9 protein-coding genes are annotated in these 18,347 nt (G+C 72.2%); 5 read left to right on the top strand and 4 right to left on the bottom strand.

What is annotated here, in order from left to right; translation table 11 throughout:
• Window position 1 precedes the first annotated feature (1 nt).
• From LR394_RS05410 to cheB, 3 genes are read left to right on the top strand one after another with little or no spacing between them, the layout of a single operon-like run.
• Window positions 2-1,570, top strand: a complete 1,569-nt coding sequence (locus tag LR394_RS05410; RefSeq protein ID WP_231439250.1) for a HAMP domain-containing methyl-accepting chemotaxis protein — start codon at window positions 2-4, stop codon at window positions 1,568-1,570.
• A gap of 3 nt (window positions 1,571-1,573) precedes the next feature.
• Entirely contained in the window at window positions 1,574-3,685 is a 2,112-nt protein-coding gene (locus LR394_RS05405; protein ID WP_231439249.1) for a hybrid sensor histidine kinase/response regulator, read from the top strand.
• Window positions 3,685-4,788 carry a chemotaxis-specific protein-glutamate methyltransferase CheB gene (gene cheB / locus LR394_RS05400; RefSeq protein WP_231439248.1) on the top strand — a complete coding sequence of 368 codons (1,104 nt, stop codon included), beginning with the start codon at window positions 3,685-3,687 and terminating at the stop codon, window positions 4,786-4,788. Before LR394_RS05405 ends, cheB begins: the two co-directional genes overlap by 1 nt.
• Window positions 4,789-6,581: 1,793 nt before the next feature.
• On the opposite strand, the gene LR394_RS05395 is transcribed toward cheB, so the two are convergent.
• A complete protein-coding gene (locus LR394_RS05395; RefSeq protein ID WP_231439247.1) occupies window positions 6,582-12,539 on the bottom strand; it encodes a hypothetical protein in 5,958 nt (1,985 codons plus the stop codon).
• Window positions 12,540-12,685: 146 nt separating this feature from the next.
• Here LR394_RS05395 and LR394_RS05390 point away from each other — a divergent pair, with 146 nt between their 5' ends.
• Window positions 12,686-14,446 carry a hypothetical protein gene (locus LR394_RS05390; protein WP_231439246.1) on the top strand — a complete coding sequence of 587 codons (1,761 nt, stop codon included), beginning with the start codon at window positions 12,686-12,688 and terminating at the stop codon, window positions 14,444-14,446.
• Between the two features lie 6 nt (window positions 14,447-14,452).
• Here LR394_RS05390 and LR394_RS05385 read toward each other — a convergent pair whose 3' ends face one another.
• Together LR394_RS05385 and LR394_RS05380 are read right to left on the bottom strand one after the other, a co-directional pair.
• The gene (locus tag LR394_RS05385; protein WP_231439245.1) at window positions 14,453-15,484 is read right to left on the bottom strand and encodes a sensor histidine kinase; all 1,032 of its coding nucleotides are present in this window, start codon (window positions 15,482-15,484) and stop codon (window positions 14,453-14,455) included.
• Between the two features lie 7 nt (window positions 15,485-15,491).
• On the bottom strand, window positions 15,492-16,181 hold the full coding sequence (locus tag LR394_RS05380) for a response regulator transcription factor (protein WP_231439244.1): 690 nt from the start codon (window positions 16,179-16,181) through the stop codon (window positions 15,492-15,494).
• 134 nt (window positions 16,182-16,315) lie between these two features.
• Between LR394_RS05380 and LR394_RS05375 the strand changes: the two genes are divergently transcribed.
• Window positions 16,316-17,404: an Hsp70 family protein gene (locus LR394_RS05375; protein ID WP_231439243.1), complete on the top strand. Its 1,089-nt coding sequence runs from the start codon at window positions 16,316-16,318 to the stop codon at window positions 17,402-17,404.
• Here the strand turns inward: LR394_RS05375 and LR394_RS05370 are convergent.
• Entirely contained in the window at window positions 17,396-18,340 is a 945-nt protein-coding gene (locus tag LR394_RS05370) for a hypothetical protein (protein ID WP_231439242.1), read from the bottom strand. The two genes, LR394_RS05375 and LR394_RS05370, sit on opposite strands and share 9 nt — an antisense overlap.
• Window positions 18,341-18,347 lie beyond the last annotated feature (7 nt).

The raw sequence follows: 18,347 nt of genomic DNA, 5'->3' as shown, positions 1-18,347 counted from the left end.
GATGCGATCCAACTGGACCTTCGGGCGCACCCTGGCACTCGGGTTCGCGCTGGTGCTGCTGCTGAACCTGATCGGCGGCGCGGTGGCGTTCTACGGCCTGAAAGAGGTGGTGCGGGCCAAGGACCAGGTGATCGAGCAGGACGCCGCGCTGGAGCTGATCGCCCAGAAGATGCTCACCGCGCGGGCCAACCGGGCCGCCGACGTGCGGGCCTTCCTGCTGACCGGGGACCCGGAATTCAGCGCACGCGCGGACCGGAGCACCGAGGTCTTCGAGAACCTGATCGAGGACGCCGAGGCCGGGGTGCACACCGACGACGGCCGCAACCTGGTCAGCCAGATCAAGGAGGCCGAGGACGAGGCCCGCGCCGCCAACACCGATCTGATCCAGAAGCGCCAGGAAGGCACCGCGCAGGACTCGGCCGAGGACTTCGAGAAGGTGAGCCCGATCCGGGTGCGCCTGGAGGACCTGCTCACCAGGTTCGCCGGCTACGAGCACCAGCTGGCCCAGGACGGGATCGCGGCGGCCGAGGCGGCCCAGCGGCGCGACCAGATCCTGATCCTGGCCGTGGTCGGCGGCTCGGTGGTGGCCACCGCGGTGATCGGGGCGGTGATCACCCGGCGGCTGCGCACCCGGATCGGCGGTGCGGTGGGCCAGGTCCAGACCTCCTCGGCCGAGCTGCAGACCACCGCCAACCAGCAGGCGGTCGGGGCGATGGAGCAGGCCACCGCGATGAGCGAGATCTCCACGACGATCAACGAGCTGCTGGCCACCTCCCGGCAGATCACCGAGAGCGCGCAGCGGGTCTCCGACGTGGCCGAGCAGACCGCGCAGGCCGGCGGCTCCGGGCGCAGCACGCTGGCCACCGCGCAGCAGTCGATGGCCGAGATCCGCCACCAGGTGCAGGTGATCGTCGACCACATGATCGAGCTGGGTGAGAAGTCCCAGCAGATCGGCGCGGTGCTGGACATCGTCTCGGAACTGGCCGAGCAGACCAACATCCTGGCGATCAACTCGACGATCGAGGCGGCCGGGGCGGGCGAGTCGGGCCGGCGCTTCGGGGTGGTCGCGGACGAGATCCGCAAGCTGGCCGACCGGGTGGCGGAGTCGACCAAGGAGATCCGCACGCTGATCGAGGTGGTGCGCGGGGCGGTGCACACCACGGTGATGGCCACCGAGATCGGGGCCAAGTCGGTGGACGCCGGGACCGCCCAGTTCGAGACCGTGGCCGCGCAGTTCGAGCAGATCGTGGAGCTGATGCAGACCACCACCGAGGCGGCCCGGGAGATCGAGCTGAGCACCAAGCAGCAGAGCACCGCGGTCGAGCAGGTGAACTTCGCGGTCGGCAACGTCACCCAGACCACCAAGGAGAGCGAGGCCGGCTCGGCCCAGACGCTGACCACGGCCTCGCAGCTGGCCGAGCTGTCGGCCCGGCTGCGCAGGCTGATCGAACGGGACGACTTCGACGCGGCGCCACACCCGGAGCGTTTCGCCCACGCCGGCTCCCCGGCCTCCGGCTCGTCAGGTTCATCGGGTTCGTCCGGTTCTTCGGGCCCGAATCCGGGCGAGTGACCCATGGACGATCTCCTCCAGTATTTCCGGATCGAGGCCCGGGAGCTGATCGACGAGCTCAGCGGGGCGCTCTCCGAGCTGGCCCGGGGTGGGCCGGCGACCGGCCCGGCCGGGATCGCGCTGCGGCACGCGCACACCCTGAAGGGGGCGGCGCGGGTGGTGGCGCAGACCGAGATGGCCGACCAGGTGCACGAACTGGAGGAGATGCTCGGGCCCTACCGTGCCGCCGAGCAGCCGATCCCGGCGGACGAGCTGGACCGGATGCAGCTGCTGGTGGACCGGCTGAGTGCCGATCTGGACACGATGGGGGCGCCGGAGACCGAGCCGACCGCCACCATCCCGCAGCCCCGCAACTCGACTGAAAGTGGTGTAGCACCGGTTCTTTCCGCCGACGAACCGGCGGCCGCCGCGGCGGTCGAGACCAGCCGGAGCGAGGATGCCTCGAACACCGTCCAGACCGCCCGGGCCTCCCTGCTGGAGATCGACAGCCTGATCGACGGAGTGACCCAGACCCGTACCCAGCTCAGCTCGGTGCGCGAAGGCGCCTCGCGGGCCCGCCGGCTGCGGGCCGCGATGGAGGAGGCCGGCCGCCTGAACGAGCTGCAGATCGAGGAACTGGCTGCGCTGGCCCGGACGCTGGAGGGCAGCGCGGACCGGATCGAACGGGAGTTGCGCGAGGTGTACACCACGGCCGAGCGGCTGCGGCTGATCCCGGTCGAGACGATCGTGCCCGACCTGGAACGCGGGGTGCGGGACGTGAACGCCGCGCAGGGCAAGCGGGCCCGGCTGGAGGTTCGCGGCGCTCAGATTGCCCTGGATGCAACCATCCTCGCATCGGCCCAGACCGCACTGCGGCAGATCGTGCGTAACGCGGTGGCCCACGGCATCGAGCCCCCGCAGGAACGCCGGGCCCGCGGCAAGGACGAGAGCGGGCTGGTCCGGGTGGAGATCAGTCACGGTGCGGGCGGGGTTCGCTTCCGCTGCACAGACGACGGCAGCGGGATCGACCTGGACGCGGTGCGGCGCAAGCTGGTGCAGTCCGGCCGGGCGCCGAGCGAGGACCTCGACGACGCCCAGACCCTGCAGCTGCTGATGGGCAGCGGGATCAGCACGGCCGCCACGGTGAGCGAGATCTCCGGGCACGGAATCGGTCTGGACGTGGTGCAGGACGTGGTGCGGCGCATCGGCGGCCGGATCGACATCGCCACCAGCCCGGGCGCGGGCACCACGATCGATCTGACCACCCCGGCCTCGATGACGGCTCAGGAGGTGGTGCTGGTGCGGGCCACCGACGGCGCCGACGTGACGGCCGTGCCGCTGCGCTCGGTGCGACAGGCCCGCCGGATCTCCCCGGAGGACTTCTCCGGAGCCATGGCGGTGCGCTTCGACGGCCGCCGGATTCCCTATCAGCCGCTGGCGGACGTCCTCGATCTGCCCGGTGAACCGGCTGCGGACGAGGAATCCGGACGGACGGTGCTGCTCCTGGAGGGCGGCAAGGGTCTGGTCGCGGTCGGGGTGCGGCGGCTGATCGGGACGGCCGAGGTGGCCGTCCGGGCGCTGCCACCGCTGGCGCCGGTTCCCCCTCTGGTGTGCGGGATCTGGATCGACATCGACGGCCGACCCCGGCCGGTGCTGGACCCGGCCGAGGTGGCGGTGGCGGCCACCACCCGAAGGCTCCCCCGCACCACCGCGCCGGTCCCCCTGCCGCCGGCTACAACGTCTGTCGTTTCCGGGGACGGACCGATCCCGATCCTGATCGTCGACGACTCGCTGACCACCCGGATGCTGGAGCGCAGCATTCTGCAGGCCGCGGGCTACCGGGTGGACGAGGCCGGCTCGGCCGAGGAAGGGCTGGCGATGGCCACCCGAACCCGTTACGCGGTAGCCGTCGTGGACGTGGAGATGCCGGGGATGGACGGGTTCGCCTTCATCCGGCAGACCCGCAGCCGGCCCGAACTGCAGCACATGCCCTGCATTCTGGTCACCACCAAGGCCGGGCCGGACGACCGGGAGCGGGGCCGGGCGGCCGGTGCCCGGGCGCACATCGACAAGGGCGAGTTCCATCAGAGCACCCTGCTCGACGCGGTGGCCACGCTGGTTCGGGAAGGAGCCTGATGGGCGGGGACGGCAGGCGGATCCGGGTGCTCGTGGTCGAGGACTCGCGCACCGTCAGGGCCCGGATCGTGGCCACGCTGCGCAGCGATCCGGCGTTCGAGGTGGTCGGCGAGGCCGGGGACGGGGACACCGCGATCCAGGAGTGCCAGCGGCTGCGGCCCGATCTGGTCACGATGGACATGATGCTGCCGGGCCTGTCCGGCCTGGCCGCCACCGAGCACCTGATGCAGCACTGCCCCACGCCGATCCTGGTGATCTCCAGCGCCGACAACCGGGCCGGGTTCATCGACACCATCGCCGCCCTGGACGCCGGGGCGGTGGACGTGCTGGACAAACCGCTGGGGCAGAACGCCACCGGCGGCAACGACGCCTGGGACCGCGACTTCCTGCGCACCTGCCGGCTGGTGGCCAAGATCCGGGTGATCCGCCGGATCGGTCATCACGCTCCGGTCCCCGCTGCCCGGGTTCCCCAGGCCAGTACTCCGAAACCCGATCCCCAGCATCCCTATTCGGTGGTGGCGATCGGGGCCTCCACCGGCGGGCCGACCGCCGTGGCCAGCGTCCTTCGTTCTCTGCCGGTGACTTTCGCCCTGCCGATCCTGCTGGTGCTGCACGTGCACGAGTCGTTCGGCAACGCGTTCGCCTCCTGGCTGGGCGAGGCCACCGACCGCCGGGTGCGGCTGGCGACCAGCGGTGAACCGCTCAGCCTGGTCCGCCCGGGTGAGGTGGTGATGGCTCCCCCGGGCCGGCATCTGCGACTTCGGGGGAACACGCTGATGCTCACCGACGAACCGGAAAGACATTCCTGCCGGCCCAGTGTGGACATCCTGTTCGAGTCGCTGGCCGCCTCGCACGGGCCCCGGGTGGCGGCCTGCCTGCTGACCGGGATGGGCAAGGACGGAGCCCTCGGGCTGCTGGAGATCGACAAGAGCGGAGGACTGACCATCGCGCAGGACGAGGCCACCTCGGCGGTGTTCGGCATGCCGGGTGAGGCGGTCCGGCTGGGGGCCGCCCAGCACGTCCTGCCGATCGAGAAGATCGGGCCGGTGCTCGGCCGGCTGATCGTGCCCTCGGACCTGACCGGGCGGGTGAGGCAGCGATGAGCAACCATCAGCCGGAAAGCATCGGCACCGTACTGATTCTGGACGACAGCCTGACCGTCCGGATGGACCTGAACCGGGCCTTCGAGGAGGCCGGGTGGCGCACCGTGCTGTGTGCCACGGTCGCCGCGGCCTGGGAGCAGCTGGCCGCCGAGACGGTGGACTGCGTGGTGCTGGACGTGAACCTGCCCGACGGCAACGGGGTGGACGTGCTGCGGGAACTGCGCACCGACCCGGCCACCGAGGCGCTGCCGGTGCTGATGCTCAGTTCCGAGGCCGAGGTGAAGGACCGGATCCGCGGGCTCAGCACCGGGGCCGACGAGTACCTGGGCAAGCCCTACGACTCGGGCTACCTGGTGGCCCGGGCCCAGGAACTGATCGCCCGTGACCAGCCCGACACCGAGCATCCGCTGCGGGTGCTGGTGATCGACGACGACACCGAGGTGCTGGCCCGGTTCGCGGCCCTGCTGCAGGACAACGGCTACGAGGTGGTGCAGGCCGACTCCGGTACCGCCGGGCTGCGCTCGGCGGCGGCCCGGCGCCCCGATGCGGTGCTGGTGGACGCGGCCCTGCCGGACCTCGACGGGGCCACCGTGATCCGCCGGATCCGGCTGGACTCGGCTCTGCGCGGGATTCCCTGTCTGCTGCTGGCCGCCTCCGACGACGCCGGGGCCGAGCTGACCGCGCTGGATGCCGGGGCCGATGCCTTCGTGCAGGCCGGGACGGACGCGGACGTGGTGCTGGCCAAGCTGTCGGCGGCGCTGCGCGGGGCCTCGGCGCCCGGGCCGGTGGTGGACACCGCCAGTCTGCAGCGGCTCAAGAAGGTGGTGGCGATCGGGGGCTCGGTGCTGTCCGAGCACGCCGAGCACCTGCGGGCCGAGGGTTTCGACGTGGTGCCGGCCCGCTCCGGTGAGGAAGCCCTGGAGCTGCTGGCCTTTCAGCGGTGCGACTGCATCCTGATCGAGGGTACCGGCGGGCTGGAGGTCTGCCAGAAGGTGAAGTCGGCGCCCGGGGTGCGCGACGTGCCGCTGATCGTGATCGGCGACGACGACCGGCGCCAGAGCATGATCGACGCGCTGGGGGCCGGGGCCGACGACTACGTGCAGGCCTCGACCGATCCGCGGGTGCTGCTCGCCCGGATCCGCGCCCAGCTGCAGCGCAAGCAGGTCGCCGACGAGCACCGGATGATCCGGGAGAGCCTGCTGCGCAAGGAGATCGAGGCCGCCCAGGCCCGCGCCGACGCCGAGATCGCGCTGACCAAGGCCGCCATGGTGGAGGAGCTGGAGCGCAAGAACCAGGAGCTGGAGGCGTTCAGCTACTCGGTCTCGCACGACCTGCGCAGTCCGCTGCGGGCGATCGACGGGTTCACCGCGATGCTGATCGAGACGGTCGAGGAGCACCTGGACTCCTCCGGGCAGCACTACGCCGCCCGGATCAAGGCCTCGGTCAAGCGGATGAACGAGATGATCGACGACCTGATCGAGCTGTCCCGGGTGGGCCGGGCCGACCTGTCCCGCCGCTCGGTGGACCTGGGCGCGATGGCCGCCGAAATCCTGGCCGACCTGGCGGTGGGCGCCCAGGAGCGCACGGTCGAGACGGTGATCGCCGCCGACCTGCTGGTCTCGGCCGACTCCCGGCTGCTGCGCAACGTGATGGAGAATCTGCTCGGCAACGCCTGGAAGTTCAGCGGTCAGGCCGAGGCCGCCCGGGTCGAAGTAGGACGCGGGCCGGACGGCGCGTTCTTCGTCCGGGACAACGGCAGCGGGTTCGACATGAGCCAGGCCCAGCGGCTGTTCTCACCGTTCCAGCGGCTGCACAAGCAGAGCGAGTTCCCCGGTACCGGCATCGGCCTGGCCACCGTGCACCGGATCGTGGAGCGACACGGCGGGCGGATCTGGGCGGAGTCGAGTCCGGGCCAGGGCGCGACGTTCTGGTTCACGCTGCCGGGCTGAGGTGGGCGAGACAGCGCCGTCCACCACCGTGACCAGTTGCCCCAGCAGGGCGCTGAGCTGGGCGGCGAATCCGGCCAGACCGGCCTCGGCGGCTCCACCGGAGGTGCGCTCCCCCGGCCGGGTCACGATCATCACCGGCCGCTCGTGCAGACCGGCCTCGATCAGGTCGGCGGCCAGCTCGTGCACCCGGATCCGGCCGGCCCCGCTCCAGGGCTGAGCACACCAGCGCCGGGCCCAGACCAGCGTCGCCTCCGGCGGCACGGCCTCGGTGAGTTCCCGGCCGAGGCCGTCGTCGTAACGCAGGCCGATCACCCTGCCCCGGCGGCTGACCGGGATCGGCCGGTAGCGCTCGATCTTCCCCGAGTGCGGGCGCAACCGGACCGGCTCGACCGACTCGTCCGCCAGCCAGACCGGCTGGCCGGGGGCGTTCAGCCCGGCCCCGAGCCAGCCCTGCGGCCGGGGGTAACGCACCAGCAGCGCCTCGGCCTCGGGCGGCAGGTCCACGATCTCGATCTCGCCCGCGTCGTTCCAGCGGTTGTCGGTGATCGAGGTGACCAGCGGGATCCGGTTGGCGGCGCGCAACTGGGCGAGCTTGGTCAGGACGGCGATCCAGGCGGCGTCCGGGTCGGGCTGGGTGGCGATGACCGGGGCCACCTCGCACAGGTACAGATTGCCCGACCGGTTCACCAGTTGCCTTGACAGCACGGTGATCACGTCGATCAGGGCGGCGGGATCGGACGGTTGCGGGGTCCGGACCGGGTCGGCCGCCCAGCTGAGTTCGCTGGCGTGGTGGATCTTCGCGGTCACCCGGACCAGCAGCTCGCTGCGCGGGGCCAGACCCAGCCGCTGCAGCAGGTAGTGGTGCATCCGGCCGGAGCGGCGCACCAGCGAGTACCGCATCAGGGCGTCCGGCGTGCCCACGAAACGCCCGGTCATCCAGGCTGTTCCGCCGTACAGAGCGGGCTGGTCGCGGTGGTAGCTGAGCCGGGCGATCTCCAGCCACAGCCGCAGCGCCGGGTGCCCGGCCGGGGCGACGATCACGTCGTTGTTCACGCCCTGCCGGGCGTCCAGCACCGCCAGCGTGAAGCCCGGGACCGAGGCCAGGACGTCCTCGAAGACCTGCGGCAGGGCGTCGTCGCCGACCAGGTTGTCACCGTCCGCGTACAGTCCACCGAACCGCCGGACGATCTCGATCCTCAGGTGGTCGCTGGCGGCCGCGTAGCCCCGGGGCGTGCGCTTGGCCCGCTCGGCCTGGATCTGTTCGCCCAGAACCAGTTCGGCCTGGTCGTGGAACACCTCGTCGATCGGTACGACCAGCACACCGTGCTCGCGGGCCCACTCCAGCATCGGCCGGATCTGCCCGGCCCGGGCTGCGTCACCGGTCTGTGCGGCCAGTACCTCGGACCGGCTCAGATCGGTCCAGAGCACGAAATCGGCTTTCCCGGCGTAGTTCTTGGCCGCCGCGCCGAAGTTGGCCCGGAAGCTGCCGGTCTCGGCCGGCAGCGCACCGCCCAGCCAGATGCCGTGCACCAGGTGCGGCACCGTGCCCGCGGCCGGCAGCTTGGGCGTGCCCTTCGGCTGCCCCCAGGCCCGGGCCTTCGCGTCCCGGGCCACGGTGCTGACCGCTCCGCTCTCGCCCAGCATCAGCCGGACCCCGAGTTCGCCCGGATCGGGCGCGCAGGGCTTGGCCGGGTGAGCCAGGTCCAGCCAGCGCAGGAACGGGGCCAGCGCCTCGACCGGCATGGTGGACGGGTCGACCGTCATCCAGGCCGGACGCGGCGGCAGGGCCCGGCGCCGGTACGGGTCCGGGCCCATGTGCTCGGCCAGACTGGTTTCCTGGGCCTCGGTGTAAAGCTGGTCGGACGTGTGCCGGCGCAGCCAGCGCAGCGTCTCCCCGGCGGGCTTCGACGCGGCGGGCTTTCGGTCGGCGAGATCTTCGGCGTCCAGCTCGGCCAGCAGCCTTGCGGCTTCTCGGCGCCGGGCGCGGGCGGCCACATCGGCCAGCGCCCGCAGGTGCTCGGCCGAGCTCACGGCCTGGTCCTGGACCATGACCGCCGGGCCCCCGTCGGCCAGCAGCACCGGCCGCTCGAGCAGTTCGCCCAGCCGGGCCGCGAACCAGGTGCGGCCGTGTTCTGGGCCGCCGCTCATCCGCAGCAGCACCGGGCCGCCCTGCCGTCCGGACCCGGACAGCCGCAGGGCCAGTGCCTCGGGAGTGACCCGGCGGTTGCGGGCCCAGGCGGTCCCGAGCTGCCCGGTCAGGTCCACCCCGATGAACCCTTCCGGCAACCAGCCGGCCACCGTGACCAGGGCGTCGTTGGCCGCGACCCGCAACGTCTCGGACTGCTCGCGGACCTGGGCCGGGGTGAGCAGGCGCACCGGCACCACCGCCTCGTCGAGGACCCAGGCCACGCCGGTGATGGTCTTCTCCCGGGCGAACCACTCCTGCCCCTGAGGGTCCGGCTGCAGCATCGCCTCGGCCTCGGCGGGCAGGCCCAGATAGTCCGGCACACCGTCGTCACGCCAGCGGAATCGGGTGACCGAGGTGACCTTCGGCCCGAAACCCCGCTCGCCCAGCACCGCGAAGAACCGCAGCACAGCGATCCAGACCGCGTCCGGGTCGGGCATCTGCTGGACCACCGGGGCGACCGCGCTCAGCTGCAGGTTGCCGGGCCGGGCGATCAGCCGGCGCAGCAGCGAGCTGATGATCTTGGCGGTGCGCACGGCGGTCTCGGCCTCCGGCGCGAGCACCCCCGGCTTGGGGGCGGCCCAGGTACGCGCGCTCTGCTCCCGGATCGCGCCCATCACCCGCACGAAACTGGGCTCGGAGTGGCTGAAGCCGAGCCGGGCCATCATCTCGCAGTGCACGTGACCGGCGCGCTTGGCCACGGTGTAGCGGTGCCAGAGCCGGTAGTCGGAGGCGTTGGCCCGGCGCAGGCCCAGGTCGCCCGCGCCGAACAGGCCCGACTGGCTGAGCGAGCAGGCCCTGCGGTCCAGCTCCCGCCACAGCAGCAGGGCCGGGTGCCGGGCCGGGGCCACGATCACGTCGCAGTTGACCCGGGCCGGAGGGGTCATGTGCGGGGTGAAGGCCGGCACCGAGCGGGCTACCGCCCGGAACACCCCGGGCAGGTCCTGCACGGCCTCGAGCTCGTGCGGCTCACGCCGGTCGCCGGGCAGCAGGAACAGGTCGTCGCCGTCCACGTAGGCGCCGCCGAAACGAGTCATGATCTCCAGCCGCAGCCGGTCGCTGGCCCCCGAGTAGCCGCGCGGCAGCAGCTTCACCAGGTCGGTGACGTACTGGGCCCACAGCCGCATCGGCGCGGCCGCGTGGAACACCTCGTTCACCGAGACCACGGCGATGTCGCGCTGCCGGGCCCAGTCGAGCATCGAGACGATGACGGCCGCGCGACCGGCCGGTTGGGTCGTGGTCATCGCCCGGGCGACCTCGGCCCTGGTCAGATCCGTCCACACCGCGAACCGGACCTTGCCCGCGTAGTGCTCGGCCGCGGCCCCGAAATTTGACCGCAGATCGCCGTTCTCGGGTGCCGGGCCGCCCAGCCAGATGCCGTGCACCAGGTGCGGCACGGCCGCTGCGCCGGGCAGGCGGGGCGCGCCGGGCACTCCCCAGTCGGCGCCGGGCCGCACCCGGCTGACCCGGCCTCGCGGCAGCTTGTCCAAGGCCAGATCGCCCGGCTCGGGGGCGGTGAAACGACCGTTCACCCGGGTCAGGCTGATCGCAGAGAGGAAGCCGGCCACCCGGTTGGCCGGGATCCGGGCCACGTCCACTTCGGCCAGAAAGGCGGGCTGGGGGCTCAGGCGACGAAAGCCGAACAGGTCGGGACCAAGGTGGGCCAGGACCCGTTCCTCATGTTCCGGTTCGCCCACCGGCAGGTTCAGCTTGCTCCGCAGCCAGGCGAGAGTCGCTTTCCCAGAACGGCCTTCGATCTCAGCGATGCCGAGATCTGGCTGCGGCCCGGGAGTACGGCGGGTACGCCGGACCTGTCTCAGCAGGGCATCGACGATCGGCTCGGCGGAGCGCTCCGAGTCGATCTGAACCGCCTGCGCCGCAGCGGCGACGCCGACCGGGCAGACCAGCTCACCGAGCAACCAGACCGGCTGATCATTCACCGAGACGGCGCGGCCCAGCCAGGTGTCCGTGGACCGTTCGCGCGGGATCAGGGCCTCGGCTGCCGCGGGCAACTGCACCCGGACGATCCGGCCGTCCTCGTCGGCCCGCACCGCCGTCACCGAGCTGATCTCCGGTACTCCCTGCGAACCGGCGATTTCGGCGACCAGGCTGAGCAGCGCGATCCACAGCGCCTCCGGATCCGGCTGGGCCTGCACCACCGGAGCGATCGCGGTCAACTGCAGATCACCGCCCCGGGCGATCATCCGGCGCAGCGTCGCGGTCACCAGATCGCGGGCCACCGCCGGCGCGGGGGCAGGGGCCGCGTCGGTGCTGATCCACGAATGTTCCTCGACCGACCGGATCGCGCCGTAGAACCGGACCAACCGCACGTCGTCCATGGCGATGCCGCTGCGCCACAGTGCCTGAGCAATCGCCCAGCCTGCCCGGCGTGGCTCCGGATAACGCCGCCAGGCTTCGCTTTTCGGCATACCTGGGCCAAGGCCGGTCATCGTGCTCAGGCCGTCGAAGTGCACCACGTCCGGGCGGGAACAGGCCTGCCGGGTCAGTTCCTGCCACAACCTGAGCACCGGATGCCGGGCCGGGGCCACGATCGCGTCGTTGTTCACCCGCAGGCCCGGCACGTGCACGCTCAGGCCCAGCGGACCGGCCGCGACCGCCTGCAGCACGGCCAAAAGGTCCTGCGGAACCGTGGCGCCCGGCGGCAGGTTCCGGCCCTCCGGCGCGGCCGGCTCGTGCACCAGGTCGCCGTCCAGGTAGATCCCGCCGAACCGGGCCAGCACCTCCAGTCGCAGCAGGTCCGAAGCCCCGGCCAGTCCGCAGGGCAAACGTTTCGCCAGCTCGGCCCGGTACTGCGGGTGCAGCAGCATCGGCGCGCCGGCGTGGAACACCTCGTCCACGTTCACCAGCAGCACGCCGTTGGTCTCGGCCCACTCCAGCCAGTCGGCGTGCGCGGTCCGGATCTGCGAACGGGGGACGTCGGTCCAGACCACGAAGGTCAGCCGGCTTGCGTAGCGGGTGGCGGCCGCGGCCAGATTGGCCCGCAGCGAGCCGTTCGCCGGGGCCGGGCCGCCCAGCCAGATCGCGTGCACGATGTGCGGGATCGCGCTCAGCTCAGCGGTTCCGGGCCATTCCGGGGGCAGATCGCCGGTGAGCTCGGTGACCGCAGCGCCTGCGCCGGTGGTTCGGCTCAGGCTGATCCGGCGCAGGAACGGCAGCACCTCCTCAGCCTTGAGCCGGGCCTGGTCGACGTCGGCGAAGCGGGTGGGCTCAGGGATCCGGGCGCCGAACAGATCGGGGCCGAGGGCAGCCGTCAGCTCGGCCTCGGTGCCGTCCTGGCACAGACCGGTCGTACGCAGCCAGGCGAGCAGTTCCGGGTCGGGCTCGGCCTGCGAGGCCTGCTGGACCTGCGGGCCCTGCTGAGCCGGGGACTGCGGAGTGATCAGGTCGGCCTTGAGCTGGGCCAGCAACCGGGCGGCCCGCCGGGACACCGGCGCCGGGTCCGGATCGGGGACCACCTCGCCCGAACCCTCCGGTCCACCCACGTCCACCGAGCTGCTCAGGCGCACCGACGTCCCCAGTTCTGCCGCCCTTGTGGTTCCCGCGAGCGCTGCCGGATCGAAAAGCTCAGGAATCGCCCCGGCAACGTTCTCCTTCACATCTATTGCACGGACAGTAGGGGTGTGACGTTCACCGGTATCGCGGGCCTGCCTCTTCAGGCTAAGGTTTTTGACGCTCCGGTCAGCGGTCTCACCTGCACTGAAGCACGATCGAGCAGTTGGCCGAGGCTGGGAACGGGGGTCTGTTGACCGAGCGGGCAACGTTGTCTGGCCGGATCGCCGAACCTGCCCCGAACCGACAGCCCTCCCAGTCACCGGCCTCGGTCCCGGTGCTCTCCGCGCGTTCGGCCTATGCCGCGCTGGCCGCTCTCAACCCCCGGCTGCCCTCCGACGACGCCCGGCTGCAGCTGCTGCACCGGCTGGCCGAGATCACCCGGGCCGAGGCCGTGCGGTTCTACGCCGGATCCGGTGCCTCCGGGCCGCTGCGGGCCCAGCTGGCCTGGCCGCCCGGTGAATTCGACGCGAACGAACGGCTCGAGCTCGCCGACCTGCGCCAGCGCGCCGACATCCGGGCCTGGGCCGTGCTGCGCCACGAGGAACAGGTGCACGGCGTACTCACGGTGAGCACCCGGCGCCGGCTGAGTCGCGGTCGCCGGCGTGAGCTGAACGACACCGCCAACTGCCTGATGGTTCTGCTGCGCCGGGACCAGGTCCAGGACGAGCTGGAACGCCAGCAGAGCTACACCATGCAGCTGGCCGGCGAGGTGCTCGACTCCACCCGGCAGCTGGCCGGGGTGCGGGAACTGGAACGCCGGCGGGTGGCGGCCGAGGTGGTCACCTTCAGCCGGACCCGGCTGAGCCCGCTGCAGACCGGCATCGACCGGCTGGTCGAGAGCACCGGCCAGAGCCGGCGGATCGCCGAGCTGGACCGGTTGCGCAGTCAGCTCGACGAGCTGGTCACCGACTTCCGGGCGCTGGTGCGCGGGATCTACCCCCAGGTGCTCTCGCAACGCGGTCTGCGGGCCGCGCTGGCCGAGGTGGCGGCGGGGCATCCGGGGCAGTTCCGGATCACCGGTTCGGTGCCGGGCCGGGTCGACCCCGAGGTGGCGGCCTCGCTGTACTACCTGAGCACGGTGGCCATGCAGGCGCTCGCGCCGGATCGCGCCGATCTGGAGATCGTGCTGGAACACCGTCGATTGGAGACGCTCGCGGCCGGCTTACAGGTGACGTTGCAGGCGCGTACGTCGCTGAGTAAGGCGCAGATCCGGGCCGCGCTCACCGTCGAGAGCGACCGTCTGGGCACGATCGGCGGCTGGGTGGACGTGCACGCCGAGGCGGACCGGATCCGGGTGGTGGCCTGGGTGCCGGACCGGCTGGAGCCGGTGTCGCGAGCCGGGCTGGTGGCGGTCCCGGGGCTGCACGCCCGGGTCCGGGCGCAGGCGCTCGGCCTGGTGGCCCGGTACGCCGAGGCCCCCGGCTCGGCCCGGGCCCGGCGCCTGCTGAGCCGGCTGGACGAGCCGGTGCACGTGGCGGTGCTCACCGCGCCGGAGAGCGGGCGGCGGCTGGACCGGGTCACCGAGACGGTGCGGACCCGGCCGAATCTGGTGCTGGTGCCGTTCGTGCCGGGCTCGCCCGGGGGCCGGCCCGATCGCAGCACGGTGGCGCACGGTGACCTGTCGCTGGGGATCGCCGATGCGGTGCCCGACGTGCTGGTGCGGCCCGGGGCGGCCGATCCGGCGCAGCGGTTCGAGCTGGTGCTGCCCGGCGTCGGGCGGCTGGGCCCGGACCGGCCCTGGTCCGAGCTGCCGGAGGTGCTGACCACCGAGGTGGTGGCCCGGGCCGACCTGCTGCGCTCCCGGACCGCGCTGGCCACCATGCTCGACCTGGTCCGGCTGAACCCGCCGCCGGCCCCGCGCCGGGGGGCGCTGGAGCGCGACCTCGACGAATTGCGTTCCGGGGCGGGAGAACTGGATGCCCTGGAGAACGAGGTACAGGCGCAGCTGTGAGCCGGCTCAGAAGGGAATGAAACCGTGCACCGCGGTGCCCGCTCCGGGGCCGGTGCGAACCTGGATCCGGCCGCCCGCGGCGACCATCCGGCGGCGCATGTTGATCAGCCCGGACATCCCCCGGCCGATGCTGCTGCTCATGCCCGGGCCGGCGTCGGTGACCGAGAACCGCAGGCCGCCGGCGTGGTCGGACAGCCAGAGCACCACCTCGGCGCCGGGGGCGTGCTTGCGGGCGTTGTTCACCGCCTCCAGGCAGATGAAGTAGATCGCCAGCTCGACCACCGTCTCGTAGCGCTGGCTGCTGTCCCAGTCCTCCACCCGCAGGGTGACCAGCGTCCCGGCATCCCGGAACTCGGCCAGCAGAGCGGGCAGCACCCCCTCCTCGGCCAGCAGTTCACTGCCGCCGGTGGTGATCGCCAGCAGCGATCGCTCGGTCAGGTCCAGGCCCTCCCGCAGCCGCCCGAGCGAGTTGGTCAGCGGGGCCGGGTCGGGGTTCTGGGCGTGCACCTCGAGCAGGCCGAGGGTGATCCCGAGCGAGACCAGGTGGTGCTGGGCGCCGTCGTGGATGTCCCGCTCGATCTCCTGGCGCTCGGCGTCGCGCTCGCCGAAGGCCCGGCGGCGCAGCGAGGCCACCCGCTCGGCGTGCCCGCGCGCCGACTCCAGCGAACGGTCCAGCTCGTTCTGGGTCTGCACGCCGTGCAGTACCGGGCCGAGCAGGTCCACCGCATCGCTGAGCAGCCGCTCGCGGCGCCGGCTGAGCGGCAGCAGGCCCTGTTCCAGCCCGATCGCCCCGACCACCTCGGAACCGGCGATCAGCCGCAGCCACCGCAACCGGCGGCCGCGGACCGGGTTCGGGGCATCGGGCCAGACGTACTCGCTGCCGTCGGTCAGCCGCAGCCAGACCCGGTCGGCCCGCAGCACCGTGCGCAGGCGCCGGCACAGTGCGGTGAGGTGCACGCCGCCCGGGCCCGGGCGGATCGCCGCGACCTCGGCCAGCAGGGCGTCACGGCCCCCGGTCCCGCTCATCACCAGCGTCATCGCGGGCTCACTGCTCGCGCCGGGAACGCAGGTAGGTGAGGACCGCCAGCACCCGCCGGTGGTGCGAGGTGGCGTCGGTGGGCAGGTTCAGCTTGGCGAAGATCGCGGCCACGTTCTTCTCCACCGCCTTGGCGGAAAGGAACAGCTCACGGGCGATCCCGGCGTTGGATCGGCCCTCGGCCATCAGCCGCAGCACCTCGGTCTCCCGCTCGGTCAGCGAGCCCAGCTCGTCCGGCCGCCCGGCCGGCTGACCGACCAGCTGCCCGGCCACCACCGGCTCGATCACGATCTCCCCGGTGCTGACCCGGGTGACGGTGTCGCGCAGGGCGACCGCGCTGGAGATCCGGTCCTTCAGCCGGTAGCCGATCGCCTCGGTGCCGATCTTCAGGATCTCCATCAGGTAGTGCGCCTCGGCGTAGTGCGACAGCAGCAGCAGGCCGGTGTGCGGGTGGCGCTGGCGCAGCCGGCGGGCGGTGGTCAGGCCGCCGTCCGGCTCCGGGGGCATCCGGATGTCCAGCACCGCCACGTCCACCGGGGTGTGTTCCAGCAGGGCCATCAGCTTGTCACCTCCGTCCACCGCGCCGACCACGGTGTGGCCGGTGGCTTCCAGCAGCAGCACCAGGCCCTCACGGAACAGCGCGCCGTCCTCGGCCACGGCCACGCGTAGCGCAGCCGGGTGGCCGGCGGGGTCTCTCATGTGGGTGCCATGGTTCGTTCCGATGAACTTTCGGGTCGTCGGGGCCGGACGAGACAAATCCTGCTATCGCGGGATTACTCTAAATCGCGCTGTTGGCGGGTTCTGAGGCAGAGGGGCAATATTTGAGGTACGGCTTGGGCATCGACGTCGGTACGGCGTTCACCGCCGCTGCCGTCGGCCGGGCCGGAACCCTGCAGATGGTACGGCTCGGAACGAATGCCCCGCTGCTCGCGTCACTGGTCGGGATGCATCCGGACGGCTCGCTGACCGTGGGCGATCCCGCGGCCGAGGCGGCCGGGCGGGCGCAGGTACCGGCCCACGTCTTCCGCCGGCGGCTGGGCGACTCCACCCCGATCGCTGTCGGCCCGCGCTCCTGCACGGCCGGAGAGCTCCTGGCCACGCTGGTTTCCACGGTCCTGGAGCGGGTCACCGCCCAGCAGGGCGGCCCGCCCGGGCGGGTGGTGGTGACCTTCCCGGCGGCCTGGGGTCCCTACCGGCGCGAGCAGCTGGCCGAGGTGGCCCGGCACGCCGGTATCCCGCGCAGCGAGGTGACGCTCCTCACCGAGGGCGAGGCAGTCGCGGCGCACTACCTCAGCACCCGTCCCCCGGCCGGGCCGGCGCCGATCGCGGTGTACGACGTCGGCGGCAGCACCTTCGACGCCACGGTGGTCCGGACCTTCCGCAGGCGGCCGACCGGGCCACCCACGGTCGGCGTGATCGGGGTGCCGGAGTCGCTGGAGTGGTTCGGCGGGGTGGATCTGGACGAGGCGATCGTCCGGCATCTGGACACCGACACCGACGGCGCACTCTCGATGCTGGACGCCCGGCGCCCGGAGGACGCGGCGGTGCTGCGGCGGGTCCGCGAAGCCTGCCGGCGGGCCAAGGAGGAGCTGTCCGAGAGCACCGAGGTACGGATCGAGACCGAGCTGGGCAGGCCGGTCCCGCTGAGCCGGGCCCAGTTGGAGCAGTGGATCCGGCCCAACCTGGAGGCCGGGCTGCCTACGCTGCGCCGGGTGATCGAAGCGGCCGGGCTGCAGCCGGGCGACCTGGGCACGGTGCTGCTGGTCGGCGGCACCGCCCGAGTCCCCCTGGTGGCCACGATGGTGGCCGAGGACCTGGGGCGCAGCGTCATCATCCCGCCCGGGACCCAGTACGGGGCCGCGCTCGGGGCGGCGCTGATCGCTTCCTACCCTCGGGCCGAGCCGCGGCGCCGCTCAGCCTGACTTGGACAGCGGCTCGGAGTACAGGAACTGGCTGTCGGCCACGTTCCAGTGGGTGTCCAGGTAACTGCCCGGAGGCGGATCGGTGTTGAAGTAGTCGTCGCCGTTGCAGTCGATCAGGTTCACCTCGAGCGAGGTGTCCTTGGCCTTGGCCGGCACCTTGCAGATCTTGCGCAGACCGCCCTCGGGCAGCGACTCGTCGTCGTAGCAGAGCACGTCCGCGTCGTCCCAGCAGTGCCCGTTCTCGGTACCGTGCGGGGCGCTGGAGTTCACCCCGCCCAGGGTGTGCAGCAGTTCGTGCAGGGTGGGGGCCCAGCCCCAGCAGTCGGTCCCGATCGCGGCGAAGTGCGGGCCGTAGTCGTACAGGTTGTACCAGTCCGGCACGTCGTTGCCGCCCAGACCGAAGCCCACCCCGCAGGCCGGCTGGTCGTACCAGACGATGTACTTGCGGTCGGGGCGGTCGTAGCCCATCGTCCGCAGGGTCGCGGCGATGTCGTCCGGGCTCTCCATCGACGCCTGCGGGACCGACACGTCGTGGATCACCTGCCGGCACTTCTCGTCCAGCACCCAGCGCACCTTGCGCCAGCCGCCGCCGTTGATCTTGGCCGAGTAGATGAAGGCGGTGTCGATCCGCTTCAGCCACTGCCGGAAACGTTTCTCGTAGGCGGTGAACCGGCTCTGCTGCTCGTCCCCGTGCACATACACGGCCATCACGCGCTTGCCGCTGCTGCCGTCGTCCACGCACTTGCTAGGTGCCGCCGTCGGCTCCAGCGTCTGCGCAGGCTCGGGCGCCGCCGCCACCGGGACGGGGGCCGGGGACGGCGCGGTGGCCTGGGCCCCGGCCGCGAACGGGATCAGGCCGAGGCACAGCAACAAGCCGACCACCGGAACCAGGGCCGGGCCCCCGGCCCGGCGCAACCACGTCTTCAGTTTCGTCATCGTCTGC

This window comes from Kineosporia babensis, from assembly GCF_021129305.1.
Lineage (GTDB): Bacteria > Actinomycetota > Actinomycetes > Actinomycetales > Kineosporiaceae > Kineosporia > Kineosporia babensis.
Note: the sequence above shows the minus strand (reverse complement) of the source record. Positions and strands in the feature narration are given on the sequence as shown.

Excerpts from the sequence above, each read along its gene's own strand:
- LR394_RS05410 (WP_231439250.1), top strand. The coding sequence starts at position 2 with ATGCGATCCAACTGGACCTTCGGGCGCACCCTGGCACTCGGGTTCGCG.
- LR394_RS05405 (WP_231439249.1), top strand. The coding sequence starts at position 1,574 with ATGGACGATCTCCTCCAGTATTTCCGGATCGAGGCCCGGGAGCTGATC.
- cheB (WP_231439248.1), top strand. The coding sequence starts at position 3,685 with ATGGGCGGGGACGGCAGGCGGATCCGGGTGCTCGTGGTCGAGGACTCG.
- LR394_RS05385 (WP_231439245.1), bottom strand. The coding sequence starts at position 15,484 with ATGACGCTGGTGATGAGCGGGACCGGGGGCCGTGACGCCCTGCTGGCC.
- LR394_RS05380 (WP_231439244.1), bottom strand. The coding sequence starts at position 16,181 with ATGAGAGACCCCGCCGGCCACCCGGCTGCGCTACGCGTGGCCGTGGCC.
- LR394_RS05370 (WP_231439242.1), bottom strand. The coding sequence starts at position 18,340 with ATGACGAAACTGAAGACGTGGTTGCGCCGGGCCGGGGGCCCGGCCCTG.